This is a genomic window from Chryseobacterium vrystaatense (assembly GCF_000737765.1).
GTDB classification, from domain to species: Bacteria; Bacteroidota; Bacteroidia; order Flavobacteriales; family Weeksellaceae; genus Chryseobacterium; species Chryseobacterium vrystaatense.
In genome coordinates this window covers 112,954-137,270 of sequence record NZ_JPRI01000006.1, presented here as the reverse complement: position 1 = coordinate 137,270, position 24,317 = coordinate 112,954, and the positions used below count along the sequence as shown (strand labels likewise).

Sequence of the window (24,317 nt, the reverse complement as noted above, 5' to 3'; positions counted from 1 at the left end):
TTTTAAAATTCCTTTTTGAATTCCATATCTCTATTTACTACCCATAAAAAAGGAGAGAAATAAATTTCCCTCCTTTCCAAATATTTACTGCTCCATTACAGAGCTATACAATACTGACCTGGTGAACCACATACCCAACCCGGACAACAGTCTTTAGTAACACGACAAATTATCTGGGGATTACAGTCTCTGATAGCACCCTGTACATTTTTCATTTGTTCTCTTGAAAGTTTTTTTTGATTTTTCATATTGTTTGATTTAGTATTAATTTCCTACTCTTTAAGATTTTCGGATCGCTCTATATTTTATATCTCTTTAAGGAGATTTAAATATAAACATTCTTTTTTAAATGAATAATATAATTAATATAAACCATCAATCACTTATTAAATCAATAACAGATATTGCACTCATAGTTCCTCACCTATTATATTTTCCCTTTTGTTTATGCGTGAAACAACGCATTACAGACTATTTATTTCGTTAATAAGGAAACACTAATTCAGTAATCCCCGGGAAAACCACGATGCAAAATACCGTAAAAACACGGATATGTTTGTGTCAAATAGAGTTATACATTTGCAGAGAACAAGGGGTAAAAACACTAAGAAAAAAGGAAATGAATGCAGAGGAAAAACTAAATAACATTGAGAATCAGAAGACCGCAGGGCCGAAAGGCAAGGCGGATTCTTCGTCCCAAAAAACTAAGACCGAAATATCCAATTCATTTTTGCAGCGAATTATCTCGTTATTGAAAAAAGAAGAATTAATTTGACTAAAAAAATAAATCCCGAATTACTTCGGGATTTATTTTTTTGATATGTTTTATGTTTCAATTACTTCTTAGGAGCAATATCCATTAATTTCATGAATTCATCAAGCTTAGGCATAATGATGATCTCCGTTCTTCTGTTTTCTGCTCTTCCCGAAACACTCATATTCGTTGCTTTAGGATTGTATTCAGAACGTCCACCTGCTGTGATTCTTGCCGGATCTACACCAAACTGAGTTTGAAGTACCTTTGCAATAGAGGTTCCTCTCAATGCAGAAAGATCCCAGTTGTCTCTTGGCAAGTTAGGAGAACTTAATGGAGCATTATCTGTATTACCTTCAATCAGTACAGAATATTTATCGTAATCATTGATTACTTTAGCTACTTTTCCCAATACTTCCTGAGCGGCAGGCAACACATTGTAGTCCCCTGTTTTATAAAGCATCTTATCTGAAAGTGAAATCATCACCACTCCTTTCAATACCTTCACCTGTACATCGTCATCTGTTACATTATCCAGAGATCTTTTCAGCTTGTTAGACAACGCCATATTCAGACTGTCATTCTTCGCATTATTTGAGATCAGCTGTTTGATATATGAGTTTGAAGCATTGATCTCTCCTACCAGTTTATCAATATTAGCAGAGCTTTTCCCCGTATTTGAAAGACATGCATCCAAAGACGATTTCAAAGCATCGTGCTGGCTTTTTAAAAGATTATTCTCCCCTGACAATGCAGAGTTCTGAGACTTCAAATCCTGAATTTCTCTTTGTCTTTCTCCAATATTTTCAATACACTGCTTATAATTTGAGCTTAAAGAATCATACTGCTTTTTACTGACACAAGAGGTCAATCCCAACGCCATCGCAGAAACTGCTAAAATTTTAATAATCTTCATAAGTAATCATTTTTAGACGAATCAAAGTTAGGAAAATTGAATTGAATTTTATGGATTATCTTTGCATAAAAGAAATTCCCAACAGACATCTTGGAAAAATTCAGTTTTAAAAATCAGCTTGAAAACCTTGTCCGGAATCCGGAAAACCACGGCTATCTTCTGGCGGTAAGCGGCGGTGCCGATTCTATGGTTTTAGCCTCTTTATTTCAGGGTTTAGGACTTACTTATCAGGTTGCCCACATCAATTATAAACTCCGTGGCGAAGACTCAGATCTCGATCAGAAAACGGTTCAGGATTTTTGTGAGAAAAATCATATTCCCTTCCACCTCTATGAAGTTTCAGAGAAAGATAAAAAACCGGAAAATTCGATCCAGCTTTGGGCCAGAGAACTCCGTTATCGTTTTTTCAGGGAAATTCAGGATCAGGAAAAACTTGAATTTCTGGTTACAGCACATCATCTGAATGACCAGCTGGAAACGTTTATCATCAATCTCTCCAAAGCTTCCGGAATCAACGGGCTCAGTGGAATTCCAGCCTGCAGCAATAAAACACTTCGTCCACTTTTAAGTTTTTCCAAAAAAGAAATCTATGAATATGCTGAAGAAAATCATATTGATTTCCGGGAAGATCTTTCCAATAAAAAAAGTGATTATCTGAGAAACAAAATCAGAAACGAAATAGTACCCAAGCTATTAGAAACAAACGATCATTTTCTGGAAAACTTCAAAAAAAGTTCTTCGTACCTGAATCAGACCAGAGAATTTGTCAGCCAGCAAATTGATGCTATAGAGCATCAACTCACTATACCCAATAATGATTATATTATTTTATCCCGCGACAGGCTGTCTCTTGAAAGCGATTTCGTAAAATTTGAAATTTTAAAAAAGTACGGGTTTGACAAAGAAGAGGAAATTCCCAAAATCTTCATATCTGAAAACGGCAGCACTTTTTTTTCAAAAAAATTCCAGCTGATAATTGGTCGTAACGAATTAATTTTCACCGATAAAAATGCAGAAGTGATTACCAGAGATGAGATCCTTGTGATGGAAAATTTTGATGATTCTCAAAATTCAGTCAGTATCAACCTTGCAGATATGGTTGAAAAAAATTTGGTGGTACCAACTAATTTTGAATGGAGTTTAGATGCCGCGACACTGCAGTTTCCTTTGCATTTAAGAAAACTGCGGAATGGGGATATTTTTTATCCTTTAGGGTTTTCGGGTAAAAAGAAAGTTTCTAAATTTTTAAGAGACGAAAAATTATCTGTTACCATCAGGACCAAAACATGGATACTGTGCGACGGAAACAATACAGTAGTGGGAATCTTGCCTTTCCGTCAGGATAAACGTTTTGTTGCCAGCAAAGAAACCAAACTTCTTCTAAGAATTTATTTTAAGGATCAGGAATTTCAATAATTCTTTGCCTTTATACCTAGTTTCTAAACTTCTCTATTGTCCATTTATTAGAATGGGAAATACTATTTGATATAAAATTAACATCTTAGCCAGAACTGTATTATAGAGCTGTATTATATAGTATTCAGAAATTACAGGGCATTATCTGGTATAAATTTTTACTGGCTCACGATCACTGATTAGTGATAAATTACTTATATTAACCGCTTATTATTTGTTTTCTAAAAATTGTATTGATAAAAATGATAAAGGTAAGTTATAAAGAAAGAGACGCAGCTGTTGATATCCTGTACAAATCTTTTATTGACATCCTGATCCCCAATTCTATTAATTTCGTTGTCAAGAAAGGGGGAGACCGAAAAAAAAGATTGAAAGCACTTATGCGGTATCAGGTGGATATAGCTCTTCACTATGGAAATGTATATCTGAGTGATGATGGCAAAGCATGTGTTATATATCTGGAAAAATCGCAATCGGGTATAAAAAAGATAATGCTTGAAATTCAGCTGGTTCTGGAGTGTATCGGTCTGTCGAGAATCACCAAGGTTCTTACCCGTGAAAGGCTCATAAAAGCTCATCATCCAAAAGAACCTTTTGTCCATCTATGGCTCATGGGAGTTATCCCTGAAGATCAGGGAAAAGGAAAAGGTACCCGTCTATTGGAAGAAACAATGAGAATTTATTCGAATAAATTGATTTACGTAGAAACCACAACTCCCGAAAATCTGAGGTTTTATCAAAAAAATGGTTTTTCTATTTTTCACGAGACTCAAGAATTAGATTATCCCTTATATTTTTTAAGCTATGTTTAATACAGAAATTTATCTTAGTACATTTATATACATCATTTTGTTTCTGCTTTTTATAACAATCTGTGTATTACAATTAGGACTCGCCGTCAAAAAAAGAAAAGACAGGGCCTATTATTTAAAATACCTGACTCTGATGTCTTCGGGGCTGGTTTATAATGTTGTCGAAGGACTTTTACCTGACAAAAATTTCGGAATTAATACTATGGCCCAGAACATTCTTGCATGGACTGTAGGAGTAGGAGTTGCCTATTATTATATAATGTATCTTAAAAATGAATACAATCTCACATTTTTCAAAAAGATCTCGTTTGAAAGGATTGGTATCTTCGTATTGTTAACGCTGATCATTTTATTTATATTACCCTACACAATAACGCAGTCACTTGAAACATCCAGACAATTCTTCCCGGGCTTCTTTTTAGCTTTACTCTCGCTTGCGCTCTTTGGCGTTTTCAGACAGCAGTATAAAAAATTTAAAAAAAATGATCATGTATTATTCCGGGTTCATGATATTAATGGTTTTTTGAGCTTTCTGGGGTTGGTATCTCTTCCAGCTACAATTGTCGTTTTTGGAGATAATCAACTGATTGAACAGACCTGTTTCAGTTTTGGGTTTCTGGTATGTTCTATTGACTTTTTTTTATATCCGAAAAGAAAAAAAATAAAACAAGAACGCTTATTTAATGAATTGTCATCGAGAGAATCAGAAATATTAACACTTTTGCTTGATAATCCATCTTTAAAATATTCGGAAATCAGCAACAGACTCAATATTTCTGAGAAAGCCTTATCGTCCCATTTATCAAATATCTATAAAAAAACAGGAATCAGAAATAAAAAAGAGATCGAAAAATTAAGCGCATCTTCCCGTGAACTTCTCAGTATGTCGAGTGAAAATCTCTCTTAACATGATTATTTACTTACAGAAAGTATTTTCTACTGATTAAATCACAGATTGTGAAGGCTCTTAACATGTTTTACAAAATACTGATTATCAGATATTAAAAACAAACAAGGGTAACCCTTAGAAAATTTAAGGGTTAATTTAAGGGTCATTAGGTGATATCATTACGTTGTTAAATTAAAATAATATTCTAGTTTTGGAAATAAGATCAATAGATAATAATTAACAAAACGGGCCAAACGACTATATATAGCAAGTCCAAAAAGTGGAATGACTATAAACTTTCACAGGATATTAATAATTAATTTACAAAAAATGAAAAACATCAAAGTAACACATGACGCAAAAGAGGTACAACACGCTCTTGAAAACTCAAAAAACGAACTTCTAAAATCATTAGCTGCAGATTTTAAGGATGGAGATTCTTTATCAGGAGGCGAATGGGTAAAAATTAAAACCAAATTTTCAAAAGGTGGCACTTTAAATCCTGGCACAAGCCTGGAGCAACAAGGGTAACATTTCTCTTTACAATAACAGGGAATGGTAATAAGTAATATTATTATTATTCCCTTTTTTATACATAATTATGAAAAGTATAGATAGTGTAATAAAAATTGCCAGCAGATGTAATATCAACTGTAAATATTGTTATATGTATAATATGGGAGATTCTTCTTATAAGTTGCAGCCCAAGTATATGACGATAGATACCGTAAAAAATCTTGCAATCCAGGCTAAGAACTATTGTACATTAAAAGATGCTAAAGCATTCCATTTTATATTTCATGGAGGAGAACCTCTTTTGGTAAAAATGGAATATCTGCAGAAAATAATTGATACAATAAAGGCTCATTTATATCCTGAAGTACATCCTGTCTTTTCTATTCAGACCAATGCTACCTTAGTAACTGACGAATGGGCTTTATTCATTAAAAAAAACAAAATAAATATAGGCATCAGTCTCGATGGAGATAAAAAGGTAAATGACGAAAACAGGATAGATCACCGGGGATTCGGAACCTATGACCGGGTGATACAAGGGATCAATATTTTAAAAAAGCATGAGATTAATGTCAGTATTCTTTCTGTTATTAATATTAATTCTGATCCGGTAGAAATGTATAATCATCTGAAATTACTCGAAATAGATTCTGTAGATTTTCTGATTCCGGATCACAATTATGATAATCCGCCTCAGATGATCAGCCATGATTTGTCATATAAAAGAAAGGAAACACCTTATGCTGACTGGCTGTTGAAAATATTTGACCTTTGGTTTCTAGAAGAGAAACCTATAGATATAAGGTTTTTCAGGTATTCTCTGATTGTGTTTTTGGGTGGTAATATTTCCTTTGACTATATAGGAACCGATACGAATGATGTATTTGTGATTGAAACAAACGGCGATATTGAACCCGTGGATTCTTTAAAGATCTGTGGTGAAAATTTCACAAAAACAGGAAGGAATGTAAACCATACTTCGTTTGCAGAAGCCTCTAAAACTCCTATTATCGACCTTTACATTCATAGTAAAAATAAAGACAAACAATGCCAGCAATGCCAGCAGTGTCCTATTTTTGAAATATGTGGCGGTGGTTTCATTCCCCACAGATATAAGTCTGATAATGGATTTGACAATCCATCCATTTACTGTTCCGACCTGATTAAACTCTTTACTCATATTCAAAATAAGCTTTTAAATCAGTTGGAGATAAAGGATAAAGAAAAGACAGAATATCTGGATACCTATAAAATAAAATCAGTTTTAGATACTGCGTTTGCTTAAAAAATAAAAAGATGTTAAAAGAAGGAATAAGAATTTTAGCGGACAGTTCTGAAAACAGTGTCAGTGCTATCTCTATTAATACAGGAACCGAAATACCGAGAAACGGCAATTACATGCAGGGAGCACTGATTCCTAAAAACACTTTCAGATCGCTTTCTGATGCTGAGAAAACTATTGTTTTCACTAATCAGAATAACGCTGCCGGAATGAATTATAATGAAATTATAAAAATTATTCAGCTTCCTGAAAATTTACAGAATATGATCAGGAGTATTCATCTTAACAGCCTTGAGTCTTATGAACAACTTGAAGATACAGTCACTCATGAAGATTTTAAGATACTCGCGAAAGATCTTATGGAATATGTAGGATCTAAGTCTTTAACTCCGGAAATTTATAATCTGGGGATACAGATAGAACCAGGTAATGAGTATACTACAACCAAACAGAGTGATGAATACGTAGGTCTGCACATTGACTCCTGGGACAGACAACCGGTCTCGGAAAGAAAAAACTCCAGAAACAGAATCTGTTTCAATATAGGAAAAGGCTCCAGATATCTTTATTTTATAAATATTCCAGTCACTGATTTATGCTCTGAATTTCCAGAAGATAATATTGACCATATTGTCACGGATTTCCTCATGAGCAATCCGGATTATCCCGTGTTGCGGATACAAATCAAACCATTTGAAGGATATATAGCACCTACAGAATATATAATTCATGACGGTTCTACAGCCGGAAGCAATTTTAAGGATGTCACATTTACCGTAAGAAGCAATTTTTATTAATGGAATTTAAAAACCCTTATATTTTCTTTTGTAATGCCATTGGTGATTACATAATGGCTCTTCCTACTTTAAGAGCACTAAACCAGCTCTTTGAGGGGAGACTGTCTATTGTGTATAACAGCAGTAAGATTAATGAGTATCTTCTAAGTGAATTTAATTTCCGTTGCAGTATTGGAATTGAGTTTAATCATTCTGATGGTGAAAGAAGATTCGATCCTGTATTGCTTTCGGACAAAATGCAAGACTGCGATCTGTTTTTATATCTTAATACATGGATCTATTCAGAAGATATTCGGATCCTGCTAAACGGATTGCCGCTATTGAAAAAATCGGCAGGATATTACTCCTGTTTTTCAAATCAGATTCCTTATAGTACTGCCATTCATAATTTTGATTTATACTTCAGGATGGTTCATTTATTTGACAAAAAGCTTTCGATTGAAAACTTTTCACATCCTCCGAAGCTTAATGAAGCTTACGAAAATATATATACTCAGGTAAAAAAAACAAAGCTAAGAAGTGTACAATACCTCTCTGTTCATTTTGACAGTGAACCTGAAAAGTCTATAGAAAGTCATTTATACCGTCCATTTCTAGAAAAAATACTTGATGACAATTCAGACATATTTATCATCCCACTGGGGCTCGAAAAGATTAAACTGGCGGAAAAATATGAAGATCGCATCATAAATTTTGGAAAACCTCTGCCCTTTCTGATTGCTACGGCATATCTGTCCTGTTCGGATTATTTTATAGGTGTAGATTCCTGTTTTCTTCATTTGGCAGATTTGTTTCAGGTACCATCCACAGGTTTGTTTGGGCCCACCTCAGAAGTGGAATTCGGCTTCAGGTTTAATAAAGATTATACTTACATATGCCCGGAGACAAGAGAACTTAAGGATATAGATTACCATAGTGTATATAAGATTCAATGAATTATTAGATGTTTAGAAAAAATAGATTTAAATTCCGTTACCAAAAAGACAGAATGGACTGTGGCCCGGTCTGTATACAGATGATCAGTGATTATTACGGTAAAAAATATGATCTAAATTTTTTAAGAGAAATATGCAACTACGGCAAACAGGGAGTAACGATTAATTCTTTGAAAGGTGCCGCAGAAAAAATCGGGTATGATGCCCACGTCATAAAAGCCGGCCTTGATGAGATCAATGATCTTGATTTGTTTCCTTATATTTTGCATTGGGGTAATGATCATTACGTAATCCTTCTAAAATTCACAAAAAAAAGTGCTGTTATTGCAGACCCGGGATATGGCATATTATCTGTATCAAAAGAGATTTTTAAGAAAAACTGGTATAAGAACAACAAAGGGGTCGCTGTAGTACTTAGCCCTGCAGAACTTCTGGAGAGTAACGAGCCTAAAAGAACTTCACTGTTTGGATACACATCAAAATATTTAAAAAAACACAAAAAAGAAATTTTAAAGATAGCAGCTACTTTATTAATAATCAATACTCTGACTTTTCTGCTTCCCTTTATAACACAGAAAATATTTGACGACGGAATAGCTCATACCGACAAAAAAATGATCTATTATCTTATATTGTCACAACTATTCATCTACATCGGAATCTATCTTTCAGAAATATATAGAAACTGGATTGCCGTAAAACTGGGTGGGAATATAAGCATTGAAATTATCTATAACTTTTTCAAAAAACTCATTAAGCTTCCTATTCACTTTTTGGAGACCAAAGTGGTGGGTGATTATAACCAGCGTATTCAGGATAGTGAAAAGATTGAAGCATTTATGACTTCACAGAGTATTACCTCCATCTTCTCTATGCTGACGATAATAGTGTATCTGATCGTAATGAGTATTTACAATTTCAATTTATTCTTCTTATACATTTCGATCACCTTAGTATCAGTAGCTGTTTCCCTGTACTTTCTAAAAAAGAGAAGGCTTTATGATTATTTGATATTTAAGGAAAAGGCAAATATTCAAAATCTAACCTTCGAAATTTTAAACGGAATCACTGAAGTCAAGCTGAATGGTCTGGAAGATGTAAAACTTAATCAGTGGAAAAATTATCAGAATCTGGCCTTGAAGCTTAATGTAGATCTTGCAAAAATAGGACAGCAGCAGTATATATCTTTCAGCGCACTTAACCAGATCAAAAATCTATCCATTACCCTGGTTTCATCTATTCTGGTAATAGATGGTCTGCTTTCTCTTGGCGAACTTTTAACCATTTCATTTATTGTAGGGCAGCTCAATTCTCCTATCGACCAGCTGATCTCATTCTTCAGGGATGTTCAGGACTCAAAACTGAGCATGGAAAGGATCAGCGAAATAGAGGATCAGAAAGATGAAGACAATGAAAAGGATGCCAACTTGAAAGAAGTGGAAAATGAAAACTCCATTATATTCCGAAATGTAAGTTTCAGCTATAACAGTACAGACCGGGTGCTTGATAATATCAACATTGAAATTCCGGAAAACAAAATCACCGCGATTGTAGGAGCAAGCGGAAGCGGAAAAACAACGCTCATAAAACTCATCCTTAAATTCTACGAAAGATACAGTGGTGATATTTTTATAAAAGGAGTTAATATAAAAAATGTAACCTCAGCAAGTATTCGAAAAAGTATAGGAACAGTAATGCAAGATGGATATTTATTTTCCGATACCATAGAGGGAAATATTGCCGGAGAAACCATCATGGATAATGAAGAAGAATATCAGGCTTTGAAACAAATGGCTTATCAGCTTTCTAATGCTGAAGAGTTTATAAGCAGATTGCCACTAAGGGACCAGACCAAAGTGGGCTCCTATGGAATCAACTTGTCGGGAGGACAGGAACAGAGACTTATCATTGCCAGAGCCTTATTTAAAAATCCCGATTTTCTTATATTGGATGAAGCTACTTCTGCTCTGGACACAAAAAATGAAAAAACAATCCATAATAACCTGAAACTATTTTTTAAAAATAAAACCGTTCTGATCATCGCCCACCGGCTAAGTACCGTAAGAAATGCCGATAATATTATTGTAATGGACCACGGAAAGGTCATAGAGCAGGGAGAACACAGAGAATTACTTGATAAGAAAAATAAATATTACGAACTTGTCAAAAATCAGCTGGAATTAGATTAAATTTACTTCACATATTAATGAATTATACAAAGCACATATATCCTGTAATTATTTGTCTCCTTTGTTTCTGCCAGATCTCTGGACAGAACTTAAAAGGCTATGTCTACAGTGATAAAAAACCGGTTAATTCTGCAGAGGTACTCATCACAGATCCGGAACAAAAGAAATACTTTACGGTCACTGAAGAAAATGGTGTATTTACTATTGAACTTCCCGCTAATAAAATGTATGATATCAAAATCTATTCGGATAAAAAGCTTTTAACCGCAAAAAGTATTTTTTTAGATGGAAATAAGATAGAAAATTTCTATGCAGAGAATAAAGAAATTGAAATTAAATCCGTCGATTTTGTGGTTAGGAAAAAAAAAATAATACAGCAAAAAACAGACAGAATTGTTTTCAATGTTGAGAACTCTATTATGGCGAGCGGAGGAGATCTAATGGATGCCATGCGCCTCGCACCAAGAATTTCTATACAGAATGATGACATAAAAATAACCGGTAAAGATAAAATTCTTGTGATGGTAGACAACCGTCCCGTAAATATTCCCAAAGAAGATCTCATCAATTATTTGAAATCTATCCGTTCGGACGAAGTCAGCAGTATAGAAGTAATTACCAATCCTCCTGCTAAATACATTGCCGAAGGTAACAGCGGTATCGTCAACATTATTACAAAAAAATCAAAAAAAGACTACTGGAATCTTACACTGAATACTACAGGCCAGGCCGCTACGCATTTTATTTCAAAAAACGGTGCTAACTATAACCTGAATTACAAAGGATTAATCGTTTCTTCAAGTCTTAATTATGTCAAAGGATATAATGCCCCTCTTAATTATTCCAAAATTGAATATCCCGGTGTCACATGGATCGAAGACAGCAAACAAACCGCTTTAGCAGACAATTTCTCAGGAAGACTTTCTCTTGATTATAAAGTAAATAAAAAACTGACAACCGGGCTCCAGTATATTGGAAGTTTTTCTTCACCTGAAGTAGAATCTTTAATCGAATCAAAAATTTTCGACCATGCAGATCATGATAAAAACTCGGTGATAAATACAAACTACAAAGATTCTAAAAGTAACAAGTTCAATTCTTTTAACTATCATATTCTGTATGACATTGATACCACAGGTAAAAAAATTGCTTTTGATTTTGATTACTTTAACAATATAAACCTTACCAATCAGCTATTTGCCTCCCATACAACAGCAGCTGCTTTAAGTGGTTTACAGAATTTTGATGCAGGAAAAAATGACGGTTATCAGAAAATCACTAACTACTCTCTAAATCTGGACGTAGAGCATCCTACCTCCTGGGTTAATATAAATTATGGTGCCAGACTCTCCTTTACCAAGACGCAGAATGACATTCATTTTTATGACCTTACCACTGGAACTGAAGTTCTGGATCAGAACAGAACCAACCAGTTCACTTTTAAAGAAAAAAATCAATCTCTCTATTTCTCATTAAATAAGGAACTCAACGACAAATGGGAAATTCAGGCAGGCTTAAGAATGGAAAACACTGAAACCACAGGGTATTCCGGAACTTTAAACAATGAATCAAAAATAAGATATACCAAATTTTTTCCTACCGCATATGTTCTTTACAAATTAAACGAAAACAATCAGTTTTCTATCAATTACGGAAAACGGATTCACCGTCCGGAATTCAGCTTGTTAAACCCATTCAAATATACTTTCTCACCGTACTCTACATCTGAAGGTAACCCTTACCTCCTTCCCGAATTTACGAACAATGTAGAGCTTACTTATAGCTATAAAGATTTTATGATTACTTCTTTGTATTATTCAGATCTAAAAAACGGCTTTGATATGCTTAATATCCTTGACAGCGGGACCAAAATTCAAAATACAGCACCCCTTAATTATATCGCGAACCAGTCTTATGGGCTCAACCAATATTTCTATTTCAAAATATTTCCATGGCTGAACACCAATGTCAACATTACCGTTTTCAACAGTCAGTCGCAATCTTCGACTCCTGTTACGCTTTCCTATCTCAATGGGTGGAATTTCGAAACAAAGGCTGATATTAATATTACCCTAAACAAAAGAAAAACCTTATTTTTCAGTACTAATCTATGGAGTGTTTCAAAGGGGGTTACCAATCTGGACAGAAGTACCTCAGGGTTTCAGACTGATGCAGCTTTAAAACTTTTTCTGATGGACAAAAAATTGCAGATCACCTGTTATGCCAATGATATTTTTAAATCTAACAGAATTGCCTACACAGGTTTATCCAACAATAATAAAACAACGTATAAGAATTATGATGATCTTCGGTTCGTAAGGCTATCAGTTGTATACAGTTTCGGGAACAAATCTGTAAAAGCTTCTTCAAGAGAAATTAAAAACTCTGAAGAAAAAGACAGAACAACGTCTAAATAGATCCGTCATTCCTAAGAGAAAATACAAAGGTTGGATAGTTTATAGATTTACCTCATTATGACTTATGAAGAAATTTATTTTATTCATACATCAACCTTCCGTTTTATTATTATTGATATCCGTTATTTTTAAGGTAGAATTTTCAAAAATTCATCTTTTTAAATCGTTATACGCTTACAACAGATTTCTAAAATTTTTAATTTAAAATACACACATTAAAATAAACTGTATGTATCATTTAACTCTTTCTGTAAAATTTAATCAAACACAACATACCGGCGGACAGAATAAAACGATATTGGAAATACTCATAAATCTTTAAACCATTCAGAAGTATTCATCTAATTTAAAATTAAGTACGTCCCCAATTGATCTGTCTTTTTATTATGATAATGCATTTCATCAGGTTCATTTTTTCTGTAAAAAGAGCATCCCTAAATTTTTTAGGGACGAAAAATTATCTATTTTAGCAAGGCAAAAAATTTGGATCCTGTCCGACAGTAGCAGCTCCGTACTTGGAGTGCTCCCTTTCAGACAGGACAGACGATATACAAAGGATGAGAAAACGCAAAGTATTCTCAAAATTTTAATGAAAAGAAAAAATGAAATTTAGAAACTGGTTTTTAGTAGTGCTGCTATTGTTAGCGGCAGGAATTAATGCACAGATCAAGAATCCTGTAAAATTTAAATTCACGATCAACGATCTGGGAAACAATCAATATGAAGCTGTTTTGAATGCAACGATGGAAAGTGGCTGGCATATTTATTCCAAAGACCTTCCTGAAGATACAGGAATTCCTACTGAATACAAAGTTTCAGGGAAAAATATTGAACTGATTGGCAAATTTACCGAAGTTGGTAAAAAGCATGAAGAATTTTCGGAAGCTTTTGGTGGAACGATTGTGTTTTATTCGAATTCAGCTGGCTTTAAACAGAAGTTCAAATTAAAAGATCCTGCCAAACCAGGTGATGTAACTTCTGAAATTACTTATCAGACGTGTGACGACAGAGTTTGTCTGGCTCCAAATACCTTAGAATTTAATCAAAAAGTAACTCCAAAAGGAGCTACTGATGAAACTGTAGAGGCAAAAACAGAAGCAACAAAAGATTCAGTAAAAACTATAGAAACGGTTGTTACAAGCCCTGTAAAAGGAGATGTGACTGTGACTCAAACTTCACAGTTAGACCCTAAACAGTTAAAAATTGCAACCATTGATTTCCAGAAACCTTTAACGGATTGTGGAACTAAAGAAAACAAAGTTGATGAAAATTACTGGACTTATTTATTTTTAGGATTTGCAGGAGGTTTAATCGCTTTACTGACACCATGTGTTTTCCCTATGATCCCACTCACAGTTTCTTTCTTTACCAAAGGAAATACCAATAAAGCAAAAGGGAAAAGAGATGCTATGATCTACGGATTTTTCATTCTTCTGATCTTTGTTCTTTTGAGTGTTCCATTCCATTTGATTGATGGAATTGCAGGTAATGTTTTTAATGAAATCTCTACAAGTGTATGGCTGAATGTAGCCTTCTTTATCATATTCATCTTCTTTGCAGGAAGTTTCTTTGGATACTACGATATTACTTTACCAAGTTCTATTGCCAATAAATCTTCCAAAGCAGAAGAAGCTGGTGGAATTGTTGGTATTTTCTTCATGGCATTAACGCTTGTTATTGTTTCTTTCTCATGTACCGGACCTATTCTGGGAGGTCTATTAGGAAGTGCAGTAACAGGATCATCCAATGTTCCTATGCTGCTTACTTTTGCACTGGCAGGATTCGGACTGGCATGGGCGATCGTTTTCGGACTGTTGGCATTATTCCCGCAGGCTTTAAAAAGTCTTCCGAAATCAGGAGGATGGATGAATACAGTGAAAGTGGTTCTTGGATTTGTAGAGCTGGCCTTAGCATTAAAATTCTTATCCAAAGCAGATTTAGTATCTAAAACATTTTTACTGAAAAGAGAGCTTTTCATCGCCATCTGGATTGTGATTGCATTAGGACTGGCTTTATATTTATTCGGAATCATCAGGTTCCCGCATGATGATAAAAAACCGAAAATTTCTATCACAAGAAAAATATTGGGAGCACTCGGAATAGGTTTTGTGATCTATCTGATCCAGGGATTAATTCCTGCCGAGCGTCCAAAACTTCAACTTTTAAGCGGAATTCTACCTCCATTGAATGTTAGTTATTTCCATGATGAAAAAGACGGAATTCTGGGCATGCATCCTGAACATGATTTCTTTAAAGCCATTGAGCTTGCTAAAAAGGAAAACAAACCTATCCTCATCGACTTTACCGGCTATGGTTGCGAAAACTGTAGAAAGATGGAAGAATTCGTCTGGAGCGAACCGGATATCCTTCCTATCCTGCAGAATGATGTGGTACTGGCTTCGTTATATGTAGATGACAAGGAAGAGCTTCCTGAAGATCAGAAAACTAAAATCGATCTTGGTGATGGGCAAATCAAAAAGGTAAAAACGATTGGTGACCGTTGGAGCTTATTCCAGCAGGTGAATTTCAACAACAATTCCCAGCCGCATTACGTTCTGATCACCCCGGACGGAAAAGTGATCAATACTCCGGTATCCGGATACATGCCGAAAGAGGATTTTAAAAAATTCTTAGAATGCGGAGTTAATTATTATAAGACTACAAAGTAAGATTTACTTTCAACATCATAAAGCCTTATCAATTCATTTTGATAAGGCTTTTTTTATACACTTATTAGAAGAATATCTACAGTTATTAATTGATATGAAAACAATTGCTTTTTATTATTAAATTACACGCTTAATTACTAAGATACAATTATATATGAAATATTTAAAATTTACTTTTCTATTTTTCCTTTCTATTTACTCTATTCTATCAGCACAGACTGCACCTGCAATAGAGTGGCAGAAATCATTGGGGGGAAGTAATGGGGAAGAAGTACATTCTATCCAGCAAACTTCTGACGGAGGGTATATCGCTGCAGGGTGGTCTTATTCTGTAGACGGAGACGTTACAGGAAATCATGGAAATTCCGACTACTGGATCGTAAAATTAGATGCCTCAGGAACTATACAATGGCAGAAATCACTGGGTGGAACTTCTGATGAGAACGCCTATTCCATTAAACAGACCGTTGACGGAGGATATATTGTTGCCGGAGAGTCTTCTTCAACCGATGGAGATGTTACAGGAAATCATGGAAATACTGATTACTGGATCGTAAAATTAGATGCCTCAGGAATTATACAATGGCAAAAATCACTGGGTGGAAGTAATCAAGATAAGGCCAATTCTATTCAGCAAACTTCTGACGGAGGATACATTATTGCCGGTGACTCTTATTCTACCGATGGAGATGTTACAGGAAACCATGGAAATTCCGATTACTGGATCGTAAAACTAGATCCCTCAGGAACTATACAATGGCAGAAGTCACTGGGTGGAACTTCTTATGAAGGAGCTAATTCAATCCAACAGACTTCTGACGGAGGATACATTGTTGCAGGTACAGGTGGCTCTACTAATGGAGACATTAGTATAAATTATGGAGGCGGAGATTTTTGGATCGTAAAATTAGATGCCTCGGGAACTATACAGTGGAACCAATCATTGATGGGCAATCTTGCTGATACTGCAACGTCTATCCAGCAAACATCAGATGGAGGATACATTGTTGCCGGTATGTCTAATTCTACAAACTCTGAAACGCCGCTAATGTTTGGAACATCTAATTATTGTGTGGCAAAATTAGATTCTAACGGAAATACATTATGGCAAAGATATTTTGGGGGCAGCGGTGAGGATCACCCCTATTCTACCCAACAAACTTCTGACGGAGGATATATAGTCGCCGGGGGAACTGGTTCTGCAGATGGGAATATTACTGGAAATCATGGAAGTTTCGATTACTGGATCTTAAAGTTAGATACCTCAGGAATCATACAATGGCAGAAATCATTGGGTGGGAGTTCTTTTGACTATGCATATTCCATTCAACAGACAGATGATGGGGGATATATCCTCGCAGGTATGGTTTTTTCTTCAGACGGAAATATTACAGGGTACCGTGGAGAAAGTGACGCCTGGATCGTAAAATTGAGCGCTACCCAATTAAACACTGCAGAAAGTTCCCTTATTAATAAGCCTGTTATTTATCCAAATCCTGCAAAAGATTTTGTTCATTTAGATCATCTATCCGGAGAAACTGTTGTCAATATTACCGATATGTCCGGAAGAAATTTATTTAACAAAAAATACAGCGAGGAAAAGATCAATATCAATACATCCCAGTTTACAAATGGTGTGTATATGATTCAGGTTCAACATAAAGGGAAAATTTTACTATCAGAGAAGTTGAAGATAAACAAATAGCATACAAATATTTAAAGTATCATAAAACCTTACGAAATTAAAACCTCGTAAGGTTTTTTAATAACAAAAAAACAACGTTTTCACTCAAATTAATGCTATTTAACAAATTTAGGTATAAACTTTGCATCGTTTCACCAAACTACAATAGGTTTTCACATTCAACAAATACCGTTTAACATTTAAAATTTTGAATTATGGCTGAAGTAATTGCACAGGAAAAATCAGGAGGCAAGCAAAAGAAAAAATTAATCAGGGTAGATATGACTCCCATGGTAGATCTGGGATTCTTACTGATTACCTTCTTTATGTTTACCACTAACTTTACAAAACCTAACGTAATGGATCTGGGGCTTCCAGCCAAAGGAGATCCTCCAAGTGGACCTGTTGTAGATCAGAAGAACCAGGTAACATTCATTCTGGGAAAGGACAACAGGGTATTTTATCATCAGAGCAACCAAAATGATCTGAATGCAGAAAACCTGAAAGAAACGGACTTCAGCGGTGTAAAAATTTCAAAGATCATTTCTGAAGCATATAAAAACGCTCCGAAACCTGAGAATTTCACTGTCATTGTAAAACCTACTGATGACGCCAACTATAAAAATTTCGTAGATATCCTGGATAATATCGCGATCTCAAAAAAAGAGAGGTATGGTATCACGGATATTAAACCGTGGGAAAAGAAAGTATATACTGAATTAACAAAATAATAAGACAAAGAGCATTTTTATAATGCTCTTTTTTATTTACATTTGACTATACAAGTGATTTCAGAATGTGATACTACGTCTGAAATATTTTTAACTGCTAATACGATTAAGATCATGCTGAATTTTGAGAGAAAAGGAAACGGAAAAGAAACTTTGGTGCTACTCCATGGCTTTATGGAAAACCTATCCATCTGGAGCGATATGGAACCTCACCTTTCTAAGAATTTTTCATTATTAAAAATAGATCTTCCCGGTCATGGCCAGTCCGACATTTTAGCAGAAGTTCATACTATGGACCTGATGGCTGATGAAGTAAAGAAGGTTTTAGACCATGAGAAACTGACTCAAGTTCATCTATTGGGACATTCTATGGGAGGCTACACTTCACTGGCTTTTGCAGATAAATACCCTCAAACTCTTAAAAGTCTCACCTTATTTTTCTCAACCTATTTTCCCGATGACGAAGAGAAAAAACAGCAGCGAATCAAAAGTTACAGGATCATTAAAGATGCCTTCGCCCATTATGTAAGAGCCGGAATTCCCAATCTCTTCAATCCTAATGAAAGAGATATTCTGGAGGGAAAAATTGAAACTGCTCTTGAAACTGCTCTTTCTACCAATAATCTCGGAGCCTTAGCCTGTGTAAAAGGCATGGTGGAAAGAACCGACAAAAAACACATCATGGAAAATCTGGAGGCTAAAATTTTGGTTTTAGCAGGGAAACACGATAATGCGGTAAAAACAGACATCATGATTAAACATCTTCCTGACAGAACCAATATAAAGTCATACATTCTGGACTGCGGACACAACGGACACTGGGAAAAGCCCGGTATTTGCGCAGAAATCATTAATACAGAGCTCCTTCACAATCTTCCTAAAAAACTGGTCATGTAAAAACCTTTGGAAGTGAGTCTCAGCCAATGCTTATCAAAATTTCTTGTATATTAGTAGAGATTAATTATTTAAATGGGGCTATTCTCGTTCAAAAAAAAGAAACCGCCGGTCATCGGCCTTACGCTATCCGGTGGAGGAATGCGCGGAATTGCTCATATCGCAGTACTCAAAGCATTAGAGGAATATAATCTCAGACCGCATATCATTTCAGGGACCAGCGCAGGTTCCATTGTGGGAGCCTTCTATTCTTTCGGAAAATCACCGGATGAAATGATGGATATCGTAAGGCACACGACCTTCTTTTCGAGGTCTTACCTTAAACTTTCTAAAAATGGAATTTTCAGCTCAAATTTCATTTTAAAACTTTTTAATGATCATTTTCCTGAGAATGATTTTAAGATTCTGAAAATCCCTGTTTACGTTACCGCCACAGAAATGACTCATGGAATCGTGGATTTTTTTTCAGAAGGAGAACTTTTCGGACCTCTTTTGGCCTCATCCAGTGTGCCTTTCATTTTGCCTCCTGTAAGGATAGGTGAAAAAATATATGTTGATGGAGGGGTTTTGGACAATCTGCCTATAGAACCTATTATTGATAAATGTGATTTTTTAATTGCCTCCCACGTCAATTCAATAAGCTACGATGAATTAAAGAACATGAGCCTTATGAAGGAATTCGATAGGATTCTGCATTTAGCCATCGCCAAATCGGTTTATTCGAAAGCTAAATCCTGTGATATTTTTTTAGACCCTCCTAAAATGACAAAATTCAGTTTGTTCAGTAAGAAAAACCTGGACGTTATGTTTCAGGAAGTATATGAATACACCTGTATAGAGCTTGAAAGCCAAGGATACACTAAAGGTTTGGGTATCCGCCAAAGAGCGGATTAGCGTATAAAGAACTATTACAATTTATATGTTCTCTTCTTCCAGCCTTTTCTTAAATGTCTCTATGGTATCCGGTAAAGATTCATCAGATTTTCCACCTGCAGCATTAATGTGCCCTCCTCCACTAAAATACTTTCTGGAGAACTGGTTTACATCGACATCATCTTTGCTTCGGAAAGAAATTTTGATAAAGTCATCGTAAAGATCTTCCATGAAGAAAGCCGCCATTTTCACTCCGGCAATACTCAATCCATAGTTTACAAAACCTTCCGTATCCCCTTTCTGGAAACCATATTCTTTCAGTTCATTTCTGGTGAGTGATAATACAGCTACTTTACCGTCATTAACCACTTCTATCCTTCCCAATACCAAAGCGAGAAGATGGAGACGGGAAACGGTGTTGGTATCCCATGTATTCGAAGTAATAACAGAGGGGTCTGCTCCTTTTTCTATCAGATTAGCGATAATCCTGTGCGTAGTGGCACTTGTAGAACGGAAACGGAAACCACCTGTATCGGTCATAATCCCTGTATAAAGACATTCTGCAATATCCTGATTGACTAAATTCTCATCTTCCATCGCTTCAATAAAATGATAAATCATCTGTGAAGTCGCAGGAATCACTGTGTCAGAATAAACAAAATCAAATTTTTCAGGCTGCTGGTGATGATCGATAAGAATTTTCTTCGCCTTAGCTTTCGTAAGCCAGTCTCCTAAAATTCCTATTCTTGATGGAGAATTAAAATCAAGACAGAAGATCACATCTGCCCCACTTATCAGATCAGATGCATATTTTCTCTTATACTCTCCGATGATTACTTTTTTAGATTCCGGCATCCATTTCAAAAATTTCGGAAAATCATTCGGCACAATCACTTCTGCCGGAATTCCTTTTGCACCCAAATAGTGTTTTAATCCCAGACTGGAACCTATAGCGTCTCCGTCCGGATTGTAATGGGTAAGGATAACTATCTTGTTTTCAGGAGTAAGTAATGTACTGATATCTAAAAGTTCTGCTGGTGTAAACATCGTGTGTTTATTTTTCTTTAAATTTGAGTTTTCAAAGATAGAGCTTTTAAATAAATCATTTGAATATAATTTTTGAACCCATATTTCATTTCCCTCTCGCAGTTTGCAGATATAGGGTTCAAAAACATTTCAAATAATTTCCAAAAAAAGATTATTAAAATTTGTAACTTTTAAAAATTTCTATATCTTTGCAACCTGAAAATTAATAGATTAATTACGATTTAAATATATAGTAATGAGTAAAAGAACATTCCAGCCATCAGAAAGAAAGAAAAGAAACAAACACGGTTTCAGAGAAAGAATGTCTACGCCAAACGGTAGAAGAGTTTTGGCAGCAAGAAGAGCTAAAGGCAGAAAGAGTTTAACTGTTAGTGCTGTACGCGCTAAGAGATAATATCTCGAATTATCATATACAAATTATGCTTGAAAAGAAGTTTTTCAGGCATTTTTTGTTGTTAAAATTTCCTAAAGTTTAGGTTTTTTAAGCTTCTTTTTTCTATTTTTAAGATCTGAAAAAATATTTTAGAAATAGTACGATAAAATTGAATTATGCCGCATACAAATATCTCCGGAGATAATATTATAAGCTTACAGCACGCAAAAATTGCGCAAAAAAATTTCACTGTTCTTTCTGATGTTAATCTTAACATCAAAAAAGGCAGATTCTGCTACCTTATCGGAAAAACAGGTTCCGGAAAGAGCTCGCTTCTGAAAACGCTTTACGGACACATTCCATTAGCATCAGGACATGGAGCTGTGGTAGGCTTTGAACTTGCTAAGCTGAGACCTTCAGACATTCCAAACCTGAGAAGAAAACTAGGGATTGTATTCCAGGATTTTCAGCTGCTCTCAGACAGAACGGTTGAGAAAAACTTAAAATTCGTTCTTGAAGCAACAGGATGGAACGATAAAGTAAAAATGGAAGATCGCATCAATGAAGTTTTAGGAAGTGTAAACATGAAAAGTAAAAAGCATAAGATGCCGCATGAACTTTCCGGAGGAGAGCAGCAGCGTGTAGCTATTGCAAGAGCTTTACTGAACCACCCTGATCTTATCCTTGCTGATGAGCCAACAGGAAACCTTGACCCTGAAACATCCAATGAAATCATGACCCTCCTGAAGCAGGTAGCTCTTGAGAATGGAGCTGCTGTAGTAATGGCAACACATGATTACCATATGATCCAAAACTTCCCGGGAGAAGCGATCAGATGCGAAGACGGAAAAGTTTCTGTACTGGATACAGCCGAGTTATTTGAGTAAGATTAAAGAATATGAGATTAAAAAATGAAGGCATTTAGCTAAAACTAAACTGCCACCATCTTACTTCTAATCTCTAGCTTCTCTCTCTATTTTTAAAGATATGAAACTCCTTTGTGAGTTCAAGATATTGGTCCGAGTATTCTCTCGGACTTTTTTCTATGACAAAATCAGATTCTTCAACCACCCCTTCTACAAATGAAAACTCAAGAACTACTCTTTTCGTTTTTGAATTTTGAATTCCTTTAATATTCACCCTCCTTTGTAAGAACAACCGATTTTCTAACGCTATTGTAACAAAGCCATTTCCTGCTTCGGCAGGAATAATTACCGACAGAACCCCGCAATCAGACAGAAGACTTACAGAAGCATCAACAAGCTGTTGAAAGTTAAGCTCCACCGTCTGACGTGCAATTTTATCTTTATCGGAACCAGATTCTTCAAAGTAAGGTGGGTTTGAAACAATCAGATCAAATCTTGTTTCTGTTTCAAAATCTTTTAAATCCTGATGAATATTCTTGAGCCTTGAATGAAACGGGGAGCATTCAAAATTAATTTGAGTAAGCGAAGCTGCCTCCTCATTGATATCCAATCCCAAAAAAGAAGCTCTGGAATTTCTTTGTGCAAGCATTAATGAAATTAAGCCGGTTCCTGTTCCTATTTCCAGAACCTCCGAAGCAGTTTCTACTTTAGCCAAAACACCAAGCAATACCCCGTCTGTACCTACACGGAAGACATTTTTTGACTGTTGAATTTCGAAATGTTTAAATTTAAAAGGCTTCACTATAAATTGGTAGGCAGTGTAATTGTAAATGTAGATCCTTTACCTACTTCTGACTTCACCGCGATTTCACCTTTATAGTCTTCGATCATTTTTCTCACCATCGAAAGACCAAGTCCCATGCCGCTGTTTTTAGAAGTAAAATTAGGCTCAAATATCCTTTCGTACATGTTTTCAGGAATTCCCACTCCATTGTCCTGTACAGAGATCATCACCCTTCTCTGGTGTTGTTCCACATCTACATTGATAATGAGTTTACGCTCATCGCTTTGGGCCTGCTTTGCATTGGTCACGAGATTGGTAATGATCCTGGAAAGATAAATCCTGTCCATATTGATCATAATATTGCTCTTATTGGAATGCATAAAGATACTGTCGTCATTGAAAACGCGCAGAATATCTTCCACTTCCGTATTAAGATTGATGACCTCGTTATTTTTTTCAGGAAGCTTTGCAAATTCAGAGAAGGCTGATGCCACAGTGGCGATCAGGTCAATCTGATCCACCATCGTTTTACTCATCTGCTTTACCCTTTCTCTGATATTCGGATCTTCCGGATCAAATTTTCTTTCAAAATTCTGAATGGTAAGTTTCATTGGTGTAAGTGGATTCTTAACCTCATGAGCTACCTGTTTTGCCATTTCCCTCCAAGCCTCTTCAGAAGCCTTGAAACGCAACCTTTCTTTCTGATCCTGAATCTGCAGAATCATTCTGTTGTAAGCTCTTGCCAAAGCATTAAGCTCATCATTTTTATAATATCTGATAGGACGCATTTCATTTTCGAACAATGTAATACGTGTAATCATATCAGAAAACTTAGTAATGTTTTTCGCCAAACTGTTAGAAGTCACCCAGCTTATCCAAATACTGAAAAGAATCAGAAAAATATCTACCAGAAGAATATATTTAATATACTGGTGAAGAACATCTAAATATGCAGATTCGTTATGATACAAAGGAATATATACAATTCCTATAGGCTCAAGTTCATTGTTTTTTAAAAGGAGATAGGAAGAAGTACGTCCTGCATCTTTGGTTTTGTCGTAGCCTTTAATATCAACTCTGGAATCAGTAGCCAGAATTTTATTGACAATATTGACAGGAATGGTCCTCTGGTCAATAAGACTTTCATCCTTATTGGAGAGAAGATAGCCTCCTTTCAAATCGTAAATTACAATATCATGCTGGTTGATATCTGCTATTTCGAATATTTTATTACCTAATACTTTAGGCAGATCTTCTGTTTTAACAAGAGTACGGCTTACTGCATAATCAAGATATCTCATCACCGCGTTGGTCTTCTCCTGCATATCAATATTGCTCTGCTGAAGAGAATTGTTCCTTAATACAAAATAGGGAACCAGCGATGTCGCGACAACACTTAAAAAACATACAAGTAAAAAACCGAAAAACACCCGGTTCCTTAAGCTATAACCTTTGTATTTACTTATTGGCATC

General features: G+C 35.4%; 21 protein-coding genes. 16 read left to right on the top strand and 5 right to left on the bottom strand.

Annotation, left to right across the window (positions count from 1 at the left end):
* Positions 1-95: 95 nt before the first annotated feature.
* Together IW16_RS27235 and IW16_RS16385 are read right to left on the bottom strand one after the other, a co-directional pair.
* The gene (locus tag IW16_RS27235; RefSeq protein ID WP_117590656.1) at positions 96-248 is read right to left on the bottom strand and encodes a CCPGW family putative bacteriocin; all 153 of its coding nucleotides are present in this window, start codon (positions 246-248) and stop codon (positions 96-98) included.
* A gap of 588 nt (positions 249-836) precedes the next feature.
* Positions 837-1,670, bottom strand: coding sequence for an OmpA family protein (locus tag IW16_RS16385; protein WP_034746663.1), 834 nt, complete (start codon positions 1,668-1,670; stop codon positions 837-839).
* A gap of 90 nt (positions 1,671-1,760) precedes the next feature.
* Here IW16_RS16385 and tilS point away from each other — a divergent pair, with 90 nt between their 5' ends.
* The 14 genes from tilS to IW16_RS16315 all read left to right on the top strand — a co-directional run bounded on the left by tilS (position 1,761) and on the right by IW16_RS16315 (position 19,795).
* Positions 1,761-3,086 (top strand): tRNA lysidine(34) synthetase TilS, encoded by a 1,326-nt coding sequence (gene tilS, locus IW16_RS16380; RefSeq protein WP_034746662.1) that lies wholly within the window; start codon positions 1,761-1,763, stop codon positions 3,084-3,086.
* A 242-nt stretch (positions 3,087-3,328) separates the two neighbouring features.
* On the top strand, positions 3,329-3,898 hold the full coding sequence (locus IW16_RS16375; protein WP_034746661.1) for a GNAT family N-acetyltransferase: 570 nt from the start codon (positions 3,329-3,331) through the stop codon (positions 3,896-3,898).
* Entirely contained in the window at positions 3,891-4,805 is a 915-nt protein-coding gene (locus IW16_RS16370; RefSeq protein WP_034746660.1) for a helix-turn-helix transcriptional regulator, read from the top strand. Before IW16_RS16375 ends, IW16_RS16370 begins: the two co-directional genes overlap by 8 nt.
* Before the next feature lie 312 nt (positions 4,806-5,117).
* Positions 5,118-5,318 (top strand): hypothetical protein, encoded by a 201-nt coding sequence (locus IW16_RS16365; RefSeq protein ID WP_034746657.1) that lies wholly within the window; start codon positions 5,118-5,120, stop codon positions 5,316-5,318.
* A 70-nt stretch (positions 5,319-5,388) separates the two neighbouring features.
* Positions 5,389-6,588 carry a radical SAM protein gene (locus IW16_RS16360; protein WP_084694570.1) on the top strand — a complete coding sequence of 400 codons (1,200 nt, stop codon included), beginning with the start codon at positions 5,389-5,391 and terminating at the stop codon, positions 6,586-6,588.
* Positions 6,589-6,599: 11 nt separating this feature from the next.
* On the top strand, positions 6,600-7,382 hold the full coding sequence (locus IW16_RS25780; RefSeq protein WP_051890367.1) for a hypothetical protein: 783 nt from the start codon (positions 6,600-6,602) through the stop codon (positions 7,380-7,382).
* Positions 7,382-8,317 (top strand): glycosyltransferase family 9 protein, encoded by a 936-nt coding sequence (locus IW16_RS16350; RefSeq protein ID WP_034746651.1) that lies wholly within the window; start codon positions 7,382-7,384, stop codon positions 8,315-8,317. The genes IW16_RS25780 and IW16_RS16350 overlap by 1 nt, the downstream gene beginning before the upstream one ends.
* 8 nt (positions 8,318-8,325) lie before the next feature.
* The gene (locus IW16_RS16345) at positions 8,326-10,506 is read left to right on the top strand and encodes a peptidase domain-containing ABC transporter (RefSeq protein ID WP_034746648.1); all 2,181 of its coding nucleotides are present in this window, start codon (positions 8,326-8,328) and stop codon (positions 10,504-10,506) included.
* Between the two features lie 17 nt (positions 10,507-10,523).
* Positions 10,524-12,923: an outer membrane beta-barrel family protein gene (locus IW16_RS16340; RefSeq protein WP_034746644.1), complete on the top strand. Its 2,400-nt coding sequence runs from the start codon at positions 10,524-10,526 to the stop codon at positions 12,921-12,923.
* 602 nt (positions 12,924-13,525) lie between these two features.
* A complete protein-coding gene (locus IW16_RS16335) occupies positions 13,526-15,592 on the top strand; it encodes a protein-disulfide reductase DsbD family protein (protein ID WP_034746641.1) in 2,067 nt (688 codons plus the stop codon).
* A gap of 154 nt (positions 15,593-15,746) precedes the next feature.
* Positions 15,747-17,297, top strand: coding sequence for a T9SS type A sorting domain-containing protein (locus IW16_RS26165; protein WP_073175482.1), 1,551 nt, complete (start codon positions 15,747-15,749; stop codon positions 17,295-17,297).
* A gap of 194 nt (positions 17,298-17,491) precedes the next feature.
* Entirely contained in the window at positions 17,492-18,007 is a 516-nt protein-coding gene (locus tag IW16_RS16325; RefSeq protein ID WP_034746638.1) for an ExbD/TolR family protein, read from the top strand.
* Between the two features lie 114 nt (positions 18,008-18,121).
* The gene (locus IW16_RS16320; RefSeq protein ID WP_034746635.1) at positions 18,122-18,904 is read left to right on the top strand and encodes an alpha/beta fold hydrolase; all 783 of its coding nucleotides are present in this window, start codon (positions 18,122-18,124) and stop codon (positions 18,902-18,904) included.
* Between the two features lie 72 nt (positions 18,905-18,976).
* Positions 18,977-19,795 carry a patatin-like phospholipase family protein gene (locus tag IW16_RS16315; protein ID WP_034746632.1) on the top strand — a complete coding sequence of 273 codons (819 nt, stop codon included), beginning with the start codon at positions 18,977-18,979 and terminating at the stop codon, positions 19,793-19,795.
* A 21-nt stretch (positions 19,796-19,816) separates the two neighbouring features.
* On the opposite strand, the gene IW16_RS16310 is transcribed toward IW16_RS16315, so the two are convergent.
* On the bottom strand, positions 19,817-20,821 hold the full coding sequence (locus IW16_RS16310; RefSeq protein ID WP_034746629.1) for a DHH family phosphoesterase: 1,005 nt from the start codon (positions 20,819-20,821) through the stop codon (positions 19,817-19,819).
* 235 nt (positions 20,822-21,056) lie between these two features.
* Here IW16_RS16310 and rpmH point away from each other — a divergent pair, with 235 nt between their 5' ends.
* Together rpmH and IW16_RS16300 are read left to right on the top strand one after the other, a co-directional pair.
* A complete protein-coding gene (rpmH, locus tag IW16_RS16305) occupies positions 21,057-21,215 on the top strand; it encodes a 50S ribosomal protein L34 (RefSeq protein WP_034746626.1) in 159 nt (52 codons plus the stop codon).
* Between the two features lie 155 nt (positions 21,216-21,370).
* Positions 21,371-22,081: a cell division ATP-binding protein FtsE gene (locus IW16_RS16300; protein ID WP_034746623.1), complete on the top strand. Its 711-nt coding sequence runs from the start codon at positions 21,371-21,373 to the stop codon at positions 22,079-22,081.
* Positions 22,082-22,154: 73 nt separating this feature from the next.
* Here the strand turns inward: IW16_RS16300 and IW16_RS16295 are convergent, their stop codons facing one another.
* Both IW16_RS16295 and IW16_RS16290 read right to left on the bottom strand, forming a co-directional pair.
* Positions 22,155-22,862, bottom strand: a complete 708-nt coding sequence (locus IW16_RS16295; protein WP_034746621.1) for a tRNA1(Val) (adenine(37)-N6)-methyltransferase — start codon at positions 22,860-22,862, stop codon at positions 22,155-22,157.
* Entirely contained in the window at positions 22,862-24,316 is a 1,455-nt protein-coding gene (locus tag IW16_RS16290; protein WP_034746619.1) for a sensor histidine kinase, read from the bottom strand. Before IW16_RS16290 ends, IW16_RS16295 begins: the two co-directional genes overlap by 1 nt.
* Position 24,317: the final 1 nt, after the last annotated feature.

Excerpts from the sequence above, each read along its gene's own strand:
- IW16_RS27235 (WP_117590656.1), bottom strand. The coding sequence starts at position 248 with ATGAAAAATCAAAAAAAACTTTCAAGAGAACAAATGAAAAATGTACAG.
- IW16_RS16385 (WP_034746663.1), bottom strand. The coding sequence starts at position 1,670 with ATGAAGATTATTAAAATTTTAGCAGTTTCTGCGATGGCGTTGGGATTG.
- IW16_RS16375 (WP_034746661.1), top strand. The coding sequence starts at position 3,329 with ATGATAAAGGTAAGTTATAAAGAAAGAGACGCAGCTGTTGATATCCTG.
- IW16_RS16370 (WP_034746660.1), top strand. The coding sequence starts at position 3,891 with ATGTTTAATACAGAAATTTATCTTAGTACATTTATATACATCATTTTG.
- IW16_RS16365 (WP_034746657.1), top strand. The coding sequence starts at position 5,118 with ATGAAAAACATCAAAGTAACACATGACGCAAAAGAGGTACAACACGCT.
- IW16_RS16360 (WP_084694570.1), top strand. The coding sequence starts at position 5,389 with ATGAAAAGTATAGATAGTGTAATAAAAATTGCCAGCAGATGTAATATC.
- IW16_RS25780 (WP_051890367.1), top strand. The coding sequence starts at position 6,600 with ATGTTAAAAGAAGGAATAAGAATTTTAGCGGACAGTTCTGAAAACAGT.
- IW16_RS16350 (WP_034746651.1), top strand. The coding sequence starts at position 7,382 with ATGGAATTTAAAAACCCTTATATTTTCTTTTGTAATGCCATTGGTGAT.
- IW16_RS16345 (WP_034746648.1), top strand. The coding sequence starts at position 8,326 with ATGTTTAGAAAAAATAGATTTAAATTCCGTTACCAAAAAGACAGAATG.
- IW16_RS16340 (WP_034746644.1), top strand. The coding sequence starts at position 10,524 with ATGAATTATACAAAGCACATATATCCTGTAATTATTTGTCTCCTTTGT.
- IW16_RS16335 (WP_034746641.1), top strand. The coding sequence starts at position 13,526 with ATGAAATTTAGAAACTGGTTTTTAGTAGTGCTGCTATTGTTAGCGGCA.
- IW16_RS26165 (WP_073175482.1), top strand. The coding sequence starts at position 15,747 with ATGAAATATTTAAAATTTACTTTTCTATTTTTCCTTTCTATTTACTCT.
- IW16_RS16325 (WP_034746638.1), top strand. The coding sequence starts at position 17,492 with ATGGCTGAAGTAATTGCACAGGAAAAATCAGGAGGCAAGCAAAAGAAA.
- IW16_RS16320 (WP_034746635.1), top strand. The coding sequence starts at position 18,122 with ATGCTGAATTTTGAGAGAAAAGGAAACGGAAAAGAAACTTTGGTGCTA.
- IW16_RS16315 (WP_034746632.1), top strand. The coding sequence starts at position 18,977 with ATGGGGCTATTCTCGTTCAAAAAAAAGAAACCGCCGGTCATCGGCCTT.
- IW16_RS16310 (WP_034746629.1), bottom strand. The coding sequence starts at position 20,821 with ATGTTTACACCAGCAGAACTTTTAGATATCAGTACATTACTTACTCCT.
- rpmH (WP_034746626.1), top strand. The coding sequence starts at position 21,057 with ATGAGTAAAAGAACATTCCAGCCATCAGAAAGAAAGAAAAGAAACAAA.
- IW16_RS16300 (WP_034746623.1), top strand. The coding sequence starts at position 21,371 with ATGCCGCATACAAATATCTCCGGAGATAATATTATAAGCTTACAGCAC.
- IW16_RS16290 (WP_034746619.1), bottom strand. The coding sequence starts at position 24,316 with ATGCCAATAAGTAAATACAAAGGTTATAGCTTAAGGAACCGGGTGTTT.